This window comes from Microbacterium proteolyticum (assembly GCF_030818075.1).
GTDB lineage: Bacteria > Actinomycetota > Actinomycetes > Actinomycetales > Microbacteriaceae > Microbacterium > Microbacterium proteolyticum_A.
In genome coordinates this window covers 1,639,008-1,652,253 of the sequence record NZ_JAUSZZ010000001.1, presented here as the reverse complement: position 1 = coordinate 1,652,253, position 13,246 = coordinate 1,639,008, and the positions used below count along the sequence as shown (strand labels likewise).

Genomic DNA, 13,246 nt, shown 5'->3' with positions numbered 1-13,246 from the left:
GTGCGCGCCCACAGATATTGCGCCCCAGACCCTCACGTCCGCGAACCGAACGAACGTCGACGGGCGGGGCCGTCCGAGAACGACCCCGCCCGTCTGCAGCCTCAGCGCGCGGCGACCAGCGGCGGGACCTCGTACCGCCGCGGCGTCCCGAAGCGGTGGGCCGTGATCGACACCGCCTGCTCACGGAGGAACGGCAGGAGCTCGACGTGTCCGGCTCGGGTGACCTCCCCGGCGTAGACCGCGACCGAGGGAGAGCCGCCCGTCGCCTCGGCCACGACGCGCGCGGAGCCGCCGAGCAGACGGACGCGCCCTCCCGTGCGAGCCAGGCGTGCGGCACGACGGCCCCACTCGGCCGCGTCCTCGACGTGAGAGCGCACACCGACGCCCTCCAGCCACGCGCGAACGGCGGGCGGGAGCTCGGCCGCGGAGCTCACGGTGACCGCGGAGCCGGCCCGCACCCCCGCAGCGACGACGCGCACGAGAGCGGACGAAGAGGCGTCTTCGAGGCGCACCGTGACCGGCACGCTCGCGTAGCGCAGCACGTTCTGCTCCGACTCCAGGCCGGTCACATCGCGAGCCAGCGAGAACTCCGATGCCCAGGCCGCGGCATCGCTCGCGAGGGCGGATGCCAGCCAGTCGCGGTCGGCGGCGGGCACGGCCACCAGCGCCGGGGCGGCGAGGGCGTCGGGCGTGCGGGGCGCCGAGGCGTCGGCATCCGTCCACGACCCGAACCCGAAGAGGTAGTGCGGGCCGCCCGCCTTGGTTCCGGCGCCGACGGCGGACTTCTTCCACCCGCCGAAGGGCTGGCGCTGCACGATGGCACCGGTGGTGCCGCGGTTGACGTAGACGTTGCCGGCCTCGATGCGCGCGAGCCACGTGTCGATCTCCGAGGAATCGAGGGCGTGCAGTCCGGAGGTCAAGCCGTACTCGATCGCGTTGACGATGTCGATCGCCTCATCGAGAGTCTCCGCCGTCATGATGCCGAGCACCGGTCCGAAGTACTCGGTGCGGTGGAATTCACTCCCCGGCTGTACGCCCTCCCGGATGCCGGGGCGCCACAGCATCCCGTCCGCGTCGAGGCGCTGCGGCTCGACCACCCACCGCTGACCCGGCTCGAGCGAGGTCAGTGCCCGCAGGAGCTTGCCCTGTGCGGGCTCGATGAGCGGGCCGACGCGCGAGGCCTCGTCCCACGGCATCCCGACCTCCAGCGAGGTGACGGCGTCGACGAGCTGGTCGCGGAACCGGCGCGAGCGGGCGACGGAGCCGACGAGCACGACGAGGGATGCCGCGGAGCACTTCTGGCCCGCGTGCCCGAAGGCCGACATCGCGACGTCCTTCGCAGCGAGGTCGAGGTCGGCGCTGGGGGTGACGATGACGGCGTTCTTGCCGCTCGTCTCGGCCAGCAGCGGCAGGTCGGGGCGGAAGGAGCGGAACAGCTCGGCCGTCTCGTACGCGCCGGTCAGCACGACCCGCTCGACGGCGGGGTGGGTCAGCAGCTGCCGGCCGAGGTCGTTCTCGGACACCTGCACGAGCTTGAGCACCTCGCGGGGAACCCCGGCCTCCCAGAGCGCCTCGACCATCACGGCGCCGCAGCGCTCGGCGAGACCCGCGGGCTTGATGACCACGGCGGAACCGGCGGCGAGCGCGGCGAGCGTCGAGCCGGCGGGGATGGCGACCGGGAAGTTCCACGGCGGGGCGACGACCGTGACACCGACTGGGGTGAACGTCGCGCCGTCGACAGCTTCGAGGGCCAGCGCCTGCTCGGCGTAGTAGTGCGCGAAATCGATCGCCTCCGACACCTCGGGGTCGCTCTGCTCGATGACCTTGCCGCACTCGGCGCCCATGACCTCGAGCAGGTCCGCCCGGCGCGCCTCGAGCACGTCGCCGGCGCGGTGCAGGATCTCGGCGCGGCCCGCGGCCCCGAGCGCGCGCCACGCTGCGGCGGCGTCGGCGGCATCCTGGATGAGCTCGTTCAGAGCGGCTTCGTCGGTGAGGGTGTGGTCCGCGATGGTCCGACGCCCGAGCTCGGAGCCCTGCATGCGCGCGACGATCCCCGCGGCCCAGCCCCGGTTCGCCTCGATTGCGGGGTCGGAGTCGGGGGTGTTGCGGAAGCCGCGCGTCGGCGCGGAAGCGGCAGGGGCCGTGCGATCCTGCACGCGGTTCGACGCGGGCACTCCCTCGGGCATGTCGGCGAGGGATGCCAGGAAGCGGTCGCGCTCACGGGCGAAGAGCGCCGCGTGGGTGTCGAGGTCGAACACCGCCGACATGAAATTCTCGCTCGACGCCCCCTCTTCGAGACGGCGGATGAGGTACGCGATCGCGACGTCGAACTCCTGCGGGTGCACGACGGGGGTGTACAGCAGGATCGAGCCGACGGTGCGGCGGACCACGGTCTGCTGCGCGGTCGCCATGCCCAGCAGCATCTCGACCTCGATGCCGGCCTGCCCCGAGGGCCCGGCGGCGGTCACACCCCGCCGCTCGGCCAGCAGCCACGCCAGGGCGATGTCGAAGAGGTTGTGTCCGGCCACGCCGATCCGCACGTTCACGGTGTGCTCGGGGCGCAGGGCGTAGTCGAGCACCGCCTTGTACGAGGCGTCCGTCGCCTGCTTCGACGGCCAGGTGGCGAGCGGCCAGTCGTGCACGTCGGCATCCACGCGCTCCATCGGCAGGTTCGCGCCCTTGACGACACGCACCTTGATGGGCGCGCCCCCGGATGCCACCCGCGCGGCCGTCCATTCCTGCAGGCGGATCATCGCGGCGAGCGCATCGGGCAGGTAGGCCTGCAGCACGATGCCGGCCTCGACGCCGTGAAACTCGGGCTCGCCCAGCAGTGTCTCGAACACCGCGAGGGTGAGGTCGAGGTCCTTGAACTCCTCCATGTCGAGGTTGAGGAACGTGCCGGTCTCCTTCGCAACGCGGTACAGCGGGCGCAGGGCCGACACGGCGTCGGCGACGGCGGCGTCGAACGCCCACGGCGTGTGCGGCGCGACGGTCGACGACACCTTGATCGACACGTAGTCGACATCGTCGCGGGCGAGGAGCTTGCGCGTGCCCTCGAGCCGTCGCGCGGCCTCCTTCTTCCCGAGGATCGCCTCACCGAGCAGGTTCACGTTGAGTCGGATGCCGTCGCCCCGGCCGCGGATCGACGAGATCGCGTCGCCGAGTTTGCGGTCGGTGGCGTCGACGATGAGGTGGCGCACCATGGAACGCAGCGCCATGCGGGCGGCGGGGACCACGACCTGCGGCAGGATCGGCGCGGCGAAGGCGCCCAGGCGGATCGCCGCCTTGAGGTGCAGGGGAAGGAACCCCGGGATGAGCGGGGTGAGCGCGGCGAGATTGCGGGCGGCCACGCGGAGATCCTCGGGACGCACGACGCCGTCGACGAAGCCGACCGTGAAGTCGAGACCGTGCGGATCGCGCAAGACGCCCGCGAGGCGCTGCGCCGAGACATCGACCGGCTCGTCGCGGCTCTCGACGAGCCACCGCTGGACGAGGGCGATCGCCTCATCGGCGAGGTCGTGCGGCGAGACGAGCGTGTCGGCGATGTTCTGTTCCGTGAGCGACATAGCGGTCCTTCCTCGATTGAGATCAGTGTGAAGCTCCGATCTCATCGAGAAAAGCGATGATTACCGACGGATAATGTTCGGAATACCCGAAGGGATGCCGTGTTCGACCTCCGCCGCTTGCGCCTGCTGCACGAACTGTCTCTGAGGGGCACGCTCGCCGCCGTCGCCGAAGCACTCTCCTACAGCCCGTCGACGATCTCCCAGCAGCTCTCGCTGCTCGAGAAGGAGGCCGGGGTACCGCTGCTCGAGCCCGATGGCAGGCGCCTGCGTCTCACCGCGCAGGGGGCCGCGCTCGCGGCTCACGCCGCCCGGATGCTGGACGCCGACGAGGCCGCCCGCGCCGAGCTCGAACGCCTCCGCCCCTCCTTGGCGCCGGTGCGCGTCGCCGTCATGCAGTCGGCCGCGCACGGCCTGCTCCCCCGCGCCCTCGACGCTCTCGCCGAGAGCGAGCCGCACCTGCGGATCGAGGTCGCCGAACTCGCCCCCGAGGAGGGGTTGTTCGAGGTCGCCGCGCGCGGGTTCGACCTCGCCGTCGCCGAGCAGTACCCCGGCCACACACGGGAGCATCGTGACGGCATCGAACGGAGCCTGCTGGGGCGGGATGCCATCCGCCTCGCCGTCGCGCGCGACGATCGCGCGCGGGCGCTGGAAGACCTCCGCGAGCGCGCGTGGGTGATGGAACCGGTGGGCACCGCCGCGCGGCAGTGGGTCACGCAGCAGTGTCGCGCCGCCGGGTTCGAACCCGACGTGCGCTTCGAGATGGCCGACCTGACCGCCCACGTGCGGCTCGTGGCATCCGGTCATGCCGTCGGGCTCATCCCCGACCTCGTCTTCGCCGGCGACGACCCGCCCGTGCGCTTGGTCGATCTGCCGGGCGAACCGCGTCGCGAGGTGTTCACCGCGGTGCGCCGCGGAACAGCCGACCGCCCCGGCGTACGCGCGGTGCGCAGGGCACTGCAGGTGGCGTACGACCGGGGCGGCTCTTAGGGATCAGCGGGTCAGCGCGATCTCGTTCGGCGTGACGTCGAGCGTGACGCTCTTCAGGACCTCACCCGTGGTGAGATCGACCGCGTGCACGGCGTTCTTCGCGGGCTCGGTGACGTAGGCGATGTCGCCCGACACCTTGATGGCGGGGTGGGCGTCCTGCCACTCGACCGGACCCTCCCACGCGCCGATGACGGGGAACGACTCGGTGAACGCGCCCTTCTCGAGGTCGAACACGTGGATCGACCCGTCCGAGGCTAGGATGTAGCCGAGGTCCTCGGGGCCGCGCGCCAGGTCGCGGAAGGTGTACTCGGCCCCCGCGGGCATGTCGACGACGGTCTGGGTCTTGGCCTCGGTGTCGATCAGCGAGACGCGGTGCAGCAGGTAGCCCTCGGCATCCCGGTCGTCCTTGTAGTCGCCGAGCACGAGCGGGCTGGTGTCGGTGACGAAGATGTTGCCCATGCGTCCGTAGGGCTGGTCGGGGGCGTCGACCTTGGTGATCTCGCCGTCGGCGTAGATGAGCGCGCCGTTCTCGCAGCCGAAGACGACGACCTCGTTCTGCGTGGTGCCCTCGCCGTGCACGCCGGGGCAGGTGGCGTTCTCGGCGACGGTGGCGCCCGACGGGTCCTTCACGACGATGCCCGTGCGACCGTTCGCGTTGCCGACGGTCGTGACGAACGAGCCGTCCTCCAGCACGATCGACACACCGTGGTGCGCCTCGACACCCGGGATGGTCTCGGACGCGGGGAGTTCGTCGGTGGATGCCAGCAGGGCATCGGTGTCGAAGATCGTCGAGTCGCTGGTGCCGTCGGCGTAAAGCACGGTCTTGCCGCCGTGGGTCACGACGTGACCGGGCTTGGCCGCCGGGAACACGAGGTCGGTGAGCTCGGGCTCGGCGTCCGCCGTGCCGGCATCCAGAACCTGGAAGCCCGCGCTCGTGGTGACCATGACGTGGCGGCCGTCGCCGGCGGAGTTCAAGCGGGTGAACTCCTCCGACGTGAAGTCGCCGAGCGTCTCGAGGCTCTCGCCGTCGAGGACGACGATGCCGCCCGCATACGAGAGGGCGACGCGGGTGCCGGCCTGGGCCGGGGCATCGGAGGCGGGCGCGGCCGAACCGGCGCCGCCGCCGCCGGCGCACGCCGACAGGGCGACGGTCGCGCCGACCGCGAGGGCGAGCAGGCCCGCGCGGCGGAAGCCGCCCGCGCGGAGGGAAGAACTGCGCATGTGATGTCTCTTTCTTCGGTGGGTGGCCGGCCGCTCAGGGCGACAGGCCGGTGGCGATGCGCTCCGTGTTGACGCGCATCATGGTCAGGTAGTCGGGGGCGCCGCCGGAGGCGTCGGTGAGCGACTCGGTGAAGAGTTCCGTCACCGTCACGTGGCGGTCGGCCTCTTCGGCCAGTGCCCGCACGAGCCGGTCGGGCGAGGACGACTCCGCGAAGATCGTCGGCACCCCGGCTTCGTCGATCGCCGACACCAGGTCGGCCAGGTCGCTCGTGCTGGGTGCGGCCAGCGTCGTGCCCCCGGGGATGACGGCGCCCACCAAGCGGAAGCCGAACCGCTCGGCGAGGTAGCCGAAGACGTGGTGGTTGGTGACCAGGGCACGGCGCTCCGCCGGGATCGCCGCGAAGGCGGCGACCATCTCGGCGTCGAGGGTCTCGAGGTCGGCGCGATACGCGGCGGCGTGCTCGGCCACCGCGGGAGCGCCGAGCCCCTCGAGCACGGGCGTGAGCGCATCGACGACGGCGATCATCTGCGCGGGATCGGTCCAGAAGTGCGGGTCGTCGGCGCCGCCGGCGTCGGTCGAGGTGTACGGCAGCACCGCGACGGCATCCCCCGCGACGAAGGTCTCAACCCCCTCGGATGCCGCGGCGTCGAGGTGCTGCTGGAGCCCCTCCTCGAGCCCGAGGCCGTTGGCCACGAGCAGGTCGGCGGAGCGCATCCGGGCGGCCTCGGCGGCGGAGATCTCGAACGAGTGCGGGTCGGCGCCCGGACGCATGAGCGTCATCACCTCGACGTCGTCGCCGACGAGGTGCGACACGACGTCGCCGAGGATGTTCGTCGTCACGACGACGAGGGGGCGATCGGATGCCGCTCCCCCGGCGCACCCGGTGAGCGCGAGCAGGGCGCCGGTGACCACTGCGGCGAGGAGTCTGCGCATGTCAGCGTCCCGTCTCGGCGACGAAGAGCGGCGCGCGCTCGGGCGTGAACTCGCGCGCGACGCGGGCGTCGTCGGCGAAGTCGATCTCCCACATCCGCCCCTCGGTCGGGCCGTTGAGGTAGGCGCGCTGCTGGTCGGCGATGAGGCTGACGGGCCGGCCCGCGGCGAGGCTCTCCCCCACCAGAGGCGAGGATGCCGCACGCTGCGCGCCCGTCTCTCCGTCGAGCACCAGCACGCGCCCGTCGGCGGTGAGCGCGAGGACGGTGGAGTCTTTGTCGTCGACCGCGGTGACCTGCACGACGGGCTCCGGCGCGGGCAGCAGCGTCCACGTCCGCTCGCGCGTGTCGAGCATCCAGATGCCGGCGCCGTCGGCGACCGCCGCGACCGTCGGGCGCCCCTCCCGGTTGGCGAACGAGGTGGCGCGCGGCGCCGTCACGCCCTCCGGGTACGGAATGCGCTCGATCGCGGGCTTCTCCTCCTCCACGGTGACGAGGAGGGCGCCGTCGCGGCATCCGATGACCGCGCCGACGCGGGTCGTGATCGTTCCGGCGGGTTCGACGCACGGGACGGCCTCGCCCAGCGGCGCCCCGTCGCGCGCGTGCAGCATCACCTCGTCGGCCGCCGCGACGGCCGCGAAGGAGCCCGCGGGCACCACGAGCCCGTCGCCCGGCGTCGCGACGATGCGGAAGGTCTCCACGATCTCCCCCTTCGACAACGCCTCGGTGTCGAGCAGCACCGCCTCGCCGGAATCGGGGAAGAACAGCCCGGTTCCCCCGGTGGTCGACGAATTCGACGTCGACACCGCGGCCACCCCGCCGCCGAGGACCTCGCCGAGGACCTTCGCCTCCGCGCGGTAGTAGTGGAAGTGGTCGACGTGGTCCCACGTCCACACCCCGCTGTCGACGACCGAGACGCCCGTCTCGTCGGAGGCGAACAGGTACCGTCCATCGGAATGCATCGCCGCCGGGGCACGGACCGTGCCGAGGTCGACGGTGGTCTCGTCGAGCAGATCGAGGTGCGACACGTGCCCTTCGCCGTCGATGGAGGTCAGACCCACGGCGGGTTCCGCCAGTTCGGTGGCCCCGGCGATCTCTCCGTGGGTGTCGGCGGTCGGTTCGGCCGACGGGTCGGCGCCGGTCGGGACCGGCGCCGCACAGCCGGCGAGCGCGAAGAGCAGCAGCGCACCGAGGGGTGCGAGCCGCCGGGGGGAGGCGGGGTGGAGCATGGGGGGCTTTCTGGTTCAGGCGGGCAGGGGAACGGGGGATGCCACGCGCCGGCGCACCGCATCACGGCAGGCGCGAAGAGCCCACGACGCGCCGGCTGCGCCGATGGCCGAGGCGGCGATGGTCGCGCCGGCCGCGGTGGCGGCGTGCCACGAGACGAGCAGGCCCGCGGCGACCGAGACGGCGCCGATCGCGGCGGCGAGCACCATGGTGGAGGGAATGCGGTGCGTCCACTGGCGCGCGGCGACCGCGGGAGCGACGAGCAGGCCGACGACGAGCAGCGATCCGACCGCCTGGTAGGAGGCGACGACCGCCAGGGTCACGAGCCCGACGAGCACCGTCTGGGCGACACGGGGCCCGAGGCCCAGCACTCGCGCGACGCGTTCATCGACGGCGAGCGCGACGAGACTGCGGTGAGCAAGCGCCGCCGCGATCACACCGATGACCATGGCGACGGCCAGGACGACGAGGTCGCCCGTTCCGATGGCGAGGATGTCGCCGAACAGGATGGCGGTGGCATCGGTGGCGAAGCTCCCCGCGTGAGAGATGACGATCACGCCGAGCGCGAGCATGCCCACGAAGAGCAGGCCGATGCTGGTGTCGTACGAGAGCTTGGCCCGCCGCTGCAGGGCACCGATACCGAGGCTCATGACGGTCGCGCTCGCCGCGGCGCCCAGCAGCACGGGGAAGCCCATCACGGTCGCCAGTGCGACACCGGGGAGCATGCCGTGGGCGAGCGCTTCGCCCAGGAACGCCATTCCGCGGACGATGACCCACGTTCCGGCGATCGCGCACAGGATCGCCACGAGCGCCCCGCCGAGCAGTGCACGCTGCACGAACTCGAGCGAGAAGGGGTCGGAGAGCCAAGACACGTTGCCCGACCGTACCGAGAATGAGAACGATTCTCAACCTCGTATGATGGATGCCATGCCCCCACACGCCGTCGTCGCGCGCGCCCTCCGAGTCGATTTCGCGGGCACCCTCGCCCTCGACGACGTCGACGTTGAAATCGACGCCGGCATCCTCGCCGTCATCGCGGGCCCGAACGGCGCGGGGAAATCGACGCTGCTCGAGGTGCTGGCCGGGGCGCGCGAACCCTCGCGGGGAACGGTCGACGTCGGCCTGCGGTCACGCGCGTTCGTCCCGCAGCGCGCGGCGGTGTCGGAGCATCTTCCGCTCACCGTCGGCGACATGGTCACGGCCGGCACCTGGCGACGCACCGGGCCGTTCCGTCGCCTCGCAGCCCAGGACCGCGAGGCGATCCGTGCGGCAATGGAGCTCCTCGACATCACCGCCCTCGCACGGCGGCCCTTCGCCTCCCTGTCCGGCGGACAACGGCAACGCGCGCTCCTCGCCCAGGGACTGGCATCCCGAGCCGACATCCTCTTCCTCGACGAGCCCACCACGGGCCTCGACGCCGGCAGCGCCGAGCGCAATCGCGCCGCCATCGCGCGAGAACGTCGCCGCGGGGCCACCGTCGTGTGCGTGAGCCACGATGCCCGCCTCATCGCCGACGCCGATCGGGTGATCACGCTCGACACCGGGCGCGTGCGCACCCCACCCGCCGAGGTCAGAGCCGCGCGCGAACCCGTTCGGTGATCCGCGCGAGCATCTCGGCAGCCGCCCGGGCGACGTCGGCGGACTCCGCATCGACGGCCGACTCGACCTCGCGAGGGAAGCGGCGCAACGCCACCCACGGCTCGGCATCGAGGTCGACCTCGAGATGGATGTGGTTGACGCGCCGGTCGTCGGTGTCCAGCTCGCGGCGGAGCAGTCCGCGACCGATGAGGCGGTCGACGAGGGTCGTGACACCGGCGGCGGTCACACCGAGCCGGCCGCGGAGATCCGAGGGACGGATGCCGGGCTCCTCGGCGATGCACGCCAGGGTCGCCGCCTCGAGTTCACTCACCCCCAGATCGCGACGGGCCGTCGCGATCGCGTCTTCGCGGGCGCGGACGTAGTCGTCCAGCGCCATCATCAACACCGAGGGCAGCGACAACGGCATCCACCTCCTCGACGCGGTCCGGCCGACCGCTGCTCCCACCATAGTGAGGAACCTGAATATTTCACCTAAATAATTAAGTTTGTGAAATACGTGATAGTTTAGTCGTCAGCCGCCCCCTCTCACGACCGAAGGAGATCACCATGGCCACCCTGTTCTACGGTTCCGACACGGCACCCATCTCCTTGCCGGATCGCCTCATGGGCTACATCAAGGTGATCGCATCCACGAAGCTGCGCCGAGGCGAATCCTTCACCCTCACCTGGACGGGCACGGAAGACGAGGGCGGGCGCTCCACCATCTGGCTCCAGCCGGCGATCCCGCTCCGCTTCGTCTTCCAGTCCACCGAGCCCGAGCAGCTGGTCGGCGAGTACCTCCGGACGCTCGCGGACCAGGCCAACGCCGCCTCGGGCCTCGTGATCGACCTGCGCACGTGGGAGAGCGCGGAAGGATCCGCACGCACCCCCGCACAGGCCGGGCGCGCGTCCGGGCGCCCGGTTCGCGCGGCCTGAGCCAGCGATCCTCGACATCACTCTTTCCGGACCCGTCATAATGGGTCCACGCATCATTCATATGCATGGATCGGGGAGAGCTGTGCCGGTACGGGGCCTATTGGACAAAGACCTGCTCGAGAAGTGGCTCGCAGAGTTCCGGGGGATGGGTTATCTCACCGGCAGCGAGATCCGCCTCCTCGATCAGGAAGACGAGGCCGACCCCGACGCGGGTCTCATCGTCGTCGATCTGAGCAATGCCAAGACCGTCACCTACCTCCAGCCGATCACCGGTGGCGGTGGTGCGTGGAAGGCGACCATGGAAGCCCGCGACACCGTCATCGAGCTGGGCAGCGTCGACCTGGTCAACCTCGGCAACGAGGTGAACGTGCTGGGCGCTCTCGTCGCCTTCCTGGAGACCCGGTCGCGAGCGCTGCTGGCGGCCAGCTGAGCGGCCTGCCCGCGAGACGCCGAAGGGCGGTGCGACCTCCGTCGCACCGCCCTTCGTCACATGCGCGTCAGCGGTCGAGCACGGCCTGACCGGCCGCCGCGGCGTCGCGGAGGGCGTCCTCCGGCGACTTCTGACGCAGCATCGCCTTCTCGAGCTCGGCGCCGAGTGCGGCGCTGATCTCGGAGTACGAGCTGATCGACGGGCGCGACTTCGCGTACTCGAGCTGGTCGGCGAAGACCTCCAGCAACGGGTTGTCCGCGACGTGCGCCTTCCACGCATCGGAGTCCTGCGTCTGCAGGTTGGTGGGAAGGAATCCGGAGGCGATGTCCCACTGCGCCTGCTGGTCGGGCTGCATGAACCACGACAGGAAGGCGTATGAGCCGGCTTCCTGCTCGTCGGTGCCGTCGGTGACGTACGACACGTTGGTGCCGGTGTTCATCGCCGGGGTCTCGATCTCGGGGAACGTGAACACGCCCACGTTCTCGGCGCCGATGCCGTCCTGCACGGACTTCAGGTTGAACGCGCCGCCGATGAACATGGCGAACTGACCGGCGTTGAATGCGGGCCAGCCCTGGTTCTGGTTGCTGTCCGCTGCGGTCGACGGGTAGGCCACGCCCTCGTCGATCATGTCGGTCCAGGTCTTCAGCGCGGTCACTCCCTCGGCCGAATCGAATTCGACCTGGGTGTTGTCTTCGTTCAGGAACTCCCCGCCCGCGCTCCACAGCATCGACTGCCAGGTGAAGACCGGCCACTCGTTGCTGCCGATGGGCAGGTAGACGCCGTAGCTGCCGTCCTTCGTCAGCTTCTTGGCATCCGCCGCCAGCTCTTCCCAGGTGGTGGGGGTCGAGGTGATGCCCGCGTCGGCGAACTTCTGCTTGTTGTAGATGATGGCGTAGTCGCCACCGTCGGTGGGCAGCGCGTAGGTGGTGCCGTCGAACACGCCCGAAGCGAGCATGCCCGCGGGGATGTCCTCAGCGGCGAGGGGGTAGTCGCCCGTGCCGAGCTTGTCGTCGAGGGGGACGATCTTGCCCGTGTCGATCGCCTCTCCGAGCGACGAGGGGTTCGAGTCACCCAGCACGAGGTTGGGAGCCTGGTTGCTGTTCAGGGCCTGCACGAGGCGAGCCGTGAAGCCCTCGGCGGCGATGAACTGCGACGTGACCTCGTAGGTGTCCTGCGACTGGTTGAACTCCTCGACCAGCTCGTTCAGCTTGGTGGCGGCGTCGCCGGTGGCCTGGTTCCACATCGTGATGGTGGTCTTGCCGTCGGACTCACCGGCATTGCCGGTGACCGAGCCGCCGGAGCAGCCGGCGAGGGTGACGGCCGCCGTGACGAGGGCGCCGACGGCGAGCCCCCGACGGGCGAGAGGTGCCTTGTTCATTTCATCTCCTAGGTGCAGTGCGTGCAGGTGGTGGAGCGGGTGGGTTCGGGTGAGTGGTGCGGGTGGTTTCGGATGAGTGGGGTGGGGATGGGTGCGGATGGCGCGGGTCAGCGCAGACCGCCGGAGATCGCTTTGACGATCTGGTTCTGGAACAGCAGGAACACGATCAGCACCGGGATGACGGCGAGCGTGGAACCTGCCATGAGGAGGTTGAAGTTCGAGGCCCCCTCCTGCGACTGCAGGAGCGTGAGGCCGATCTGGACGGTGAAGAATTCCGTCCGGTTGACCGCGATGAACTGGAAGAAGAAGTTGTTCCAGTTGTAGACGAACGACAGGATCGCGAAGGAGCCGATCATGGGCGTGGCCATCGGAGCCATGATCAGGCGGAAGCGCTGCCACACGTTGGCCCCGTCGATGCGGGTGGCGTCCTCGATCTCGGAGGGGAAGTTCGAGAAGAACTGCCGGAACAGGAACACACCCAGGATCGAGGGGATGTTCGGAACGATGAGGCCCTGGTAGCTGTTCAGCCAGCCGAGCGACGACAGCAGCGAGATGAGCGGGGTGAAGACCACCTCGAAGGGCACCATGAGGGCCGCGAGCAGGACGACGAAGATGACGTTGCTGCCGCGGAACTTCAGCCGCGCGAAGGCGTAGCCGGCCATGAGGCTGGTCACCACCTGACCGAGGGTCGAGAGCACGGCGACGACGACGGTGTTGAGGTAGAAGCGCCCGAACGGGGCGATCTCGAACAACCGGGTGTAGTTGTCGACGTGCCATTCGGTCGGCAGGAACGTCGGCGGTACGGCCAGAGCCTCCTGCGCCGACTTGAAGCTGACCAGCACCATCCAGACGAACGGACCGAAGAACAGCACGGTGGCGACGATCAGAACCGCATGGCGCAGGATGCCGGGGATGTGGGCTGCGACGGGCTTGTGGCGGCGCGGGGCCGAGGCCGCCGTGCGCGGGCCCGTGCGCTCGAGAGACAGAGTCATG

At 70.5% G+C, this 13,246-nt stretch carries 12 protein-coding genes; 4 read left to right on the top strand and 8 right to left on the bottom strand.

Annotation, left to right across the window (positions count from 1 at the left end; all coding sequences use genetic code 11):
• Positions 1-101: 101 nt before the first annotated feature.
• On the bottom strand, positions 102-3,566 hold the full coding sequence (locus QE392_RS07615; protein ID WP_307450287.1) for a bifunctional proline dehydrogenase/L-glutamate gamma-semialdehyde dehydrogenase: 3,465 nt from the start codon (positions 3,564-3,566) through the stop codon (positions 102-104).
• Positions 3,567-3,665: 99 nt separating this feature from the next.
• On the opposite strand from QE392_RS07615, the gene QE392_RS07610 reads away from it, so the two are divergent.
• On the top strand, positions 3,666-4,553 hold the full coding sequence (locus QE392_RS07610; protein WP_307450284.1) for a LysR family transcriptional regulator: 888 nt from the start codon (positions 3,666-3,668) through the stop codon (positions 4,551-4,553).
• A gap of 3 nt (positions 4,554-4,556) precedes the next feature.
• On the opposite strand, the gene aztD is transcribed toward QE392_RS07610, so the two are convergent.
• Genes aztD through aztB form a run of 4 tightly spaced genes read right to left on the bottom strand, consistent with a single transcriptional unit; the run spans position 4,557 to position 8,803 of the window.
• On the bottom strand, positions 4,557-5,774 hold the full coding sequence (gene aztD, locus QE392_RS07605) for a zinc metallochaperone AztD (RefSeq protein ID WP_307450281.1): 1,218 nt from the start codon (positions 5,772-5,774) through the stop codon (positions 4,557-4,559).
• Positions 5,775-5,808: 34 nt separating this feature from the next.
• Complete coding sequence (gene aztC / locus QE392_RS07600) at positions 5,809-6,708, bottom strand: zinc ABC transporter substrate-binding protein AztC (RefSeq protein WP_307450279.1); 900 nt, start codon at positions 6,706-6,708, stop codon at positions 5,809-5,811.
• Position 6,709: 1 nt separating this feature from the next.
• Positions 6,710-7,933: an ABC transporter gene (locus QE392_RS07595; RefSeq protein WP_307450278.1), complete on the bottom strand. Its 1,224-nt coding sequence runs from the start codon at positions 7,931-7,933 to the stop codon at positions 6,710-6,712.
• Between the two features lie 15 nt (positions 7,934-7,948).
• Complete coding sequence (gene aztB, locus QE392_RS07590) at positions 7,949-8,803, bottom strand: zinc ABC transporter permease AztB (RefSeq protein ID WP_307450276.1); 855 nt, start codon at positions 8,801-8,803, stop codon at positions 7,949-7,951.
• Positions 8,804-8,858: 55 nt separating this feature from the next.
• Here aztB and aztA point away from each other — a divergent pair, with 55 nt between their 5' ends.
• Positions 8,859-9,530 carry a zinc ABC transporter ATP-binding protein AztA gene (gene aztA / locus QE392_RS07585; protein WP_307450274.1) on the top strand — a complete coding sequence of 224 codons (672 nt, stop codon included), beginning with the start codon at positions 8,859-8,861 and terminating at the stop codon, positions 9,528-9,530.
• Here the strand turns inward: aztA and QE392_RS07580 are convergent.
• Positions 9,502-9,936 (bottom strand): MarR family transcriptional regulator, encoded by a 435-nt coding sequence (locus QE392_RS07580; protein WP_307450272.1) that lies wholly within the window; start codon positions 9,934-9,936, stop codon positions 9,502-9,504. The two genes, aztA and QE392_RS07580, sit on opposite strands and share 29 nt — an antisense overlap.
• Positions 9,937-10,076: 140 nt before the next feature.
• Here QE392_RS07580 and QE392_RS07575 point away from each other — a divergent pair, with 140 nt between their 5' ends.
• Positions 10,077-10,445, top strand: coding sequence for a DUF7882 family protein (locus QE392_RS07575; protein WP_307450269.1), 369 nt, complete (start codon positions 10,077-10,079; stop codon positions 10,443-10,445).
• 145 nt (positions 10,446-10,590) lie between these two features.
• Positions 10,591-10,875, top strand: a complete 285-nt coding sequence (locus QE392_RS07570; RefSeq protein ID WP_307450267.1) for a hypothetical protein — start codon at positions 10,591-10,593, stop codon at positions 10,873-10,875.
• Positions 10,876-10,942: 67 nt separating this feature from the next.
• Here QE392_RS07570 and QE392_RS07565 read toward each other — a convergent pair whose 3' ends face one another.
• The gene (locus QE392_RS07565; RefSeq protein WP_307450265.1) at positions 10,943-12,253 is read right to left on the bottom strand and encodes an ABC transporter substrate-binding protein; all 1,311 of its coding nucleotides are present in this window, start codon (positions 12,251-12,253) and stop codon (positions 10,943-10,945) included.
• Between the two features lie 107 nt (positions 12,254-12,360).
• Positions 12,361-13,245, bottom strand: coding sequence for a carbohydrate ABC transporter permease (locus QE392_RS07560; protein WP_307450263.1), 885 nt, complete (start codon positions 13,243-13,245; stop codon positions 12,361-12,363).
• Position 13,246 lies beyond the last annotated feature (1 nt).

Bases quoted from the DNA above. Each gene is read 5' to 3' on its own strand.
- QE392_RS07575 (WP_307450269.1), top strand. From the start codon at position 10,077: ATGGCCACCCTGTTCTACGGTTCCGACACGGCACCCATCTCCTTGCCG.
- QE392_RS07560 (WP_307450263.1), bottom strand. From the start codon at position 13,245: ATGACTCTGTCTCTCGAGCGCACGGGCCCGCGCACGGCGGCCTCGGCC.
- aztD (WP_307450281.1), bottom strand. From the start codon at position 5,774: ATGCGCAGTTCTTCCCTCCGCGCGGGCGGCTTCCGCCGCGCGGGCCTG.
- aztA (WP_307450274.1), top strand. From the start codon at position 8,859: ATGCCCCCACACGCCGTCGTCGCGCGCGCCCTCCGAGTCGATTTCGCG.
- QE392_RS07565 (WP_307450265.1), bottom strand. From the start codon at position 12,253: ATGAACAAGGCACCTCTCGCCCGTCGGGGGCTCGCCGTCGGCGCCCTC.
- QE392_RS07615 (WP_307450287.1), bottom strand. From the start codon at position 3,566: ATGTCGCTCACGGAACAGAACATCGCCGACACGCTCGTCTCGCCGCAC.
- QE392_RS07580 (WP_307450272.1), bottom strand. From the start codon at position 9,936: ATGCCGTTGTCGCTGCCCTCGGTGTTGATGATGGCGCTGGACGACTAC.
- aztC (WP_307450279.1), bottom strand. From the start codon at position 6,708: ATGCGCAGACTCCTCGCCGCAGTGGTCACCGGCGCCCTGCTCGCGCTC.
- QE392_RS07595 (WP_307450278.1), bottom strand. From the start codon at position 7,933: ATGCTCCACCCCGCCTCCCCCCGGCGGCTCGCACCCCTCGGTGCGCTG.
- QE392_RS07570 (WP_307450267.1), top strand. From the start codon at position 10,591: ATGGGTTATCTCACCGGCAGCGAGATCCGCCTCCTCGATCAGGAAGAC.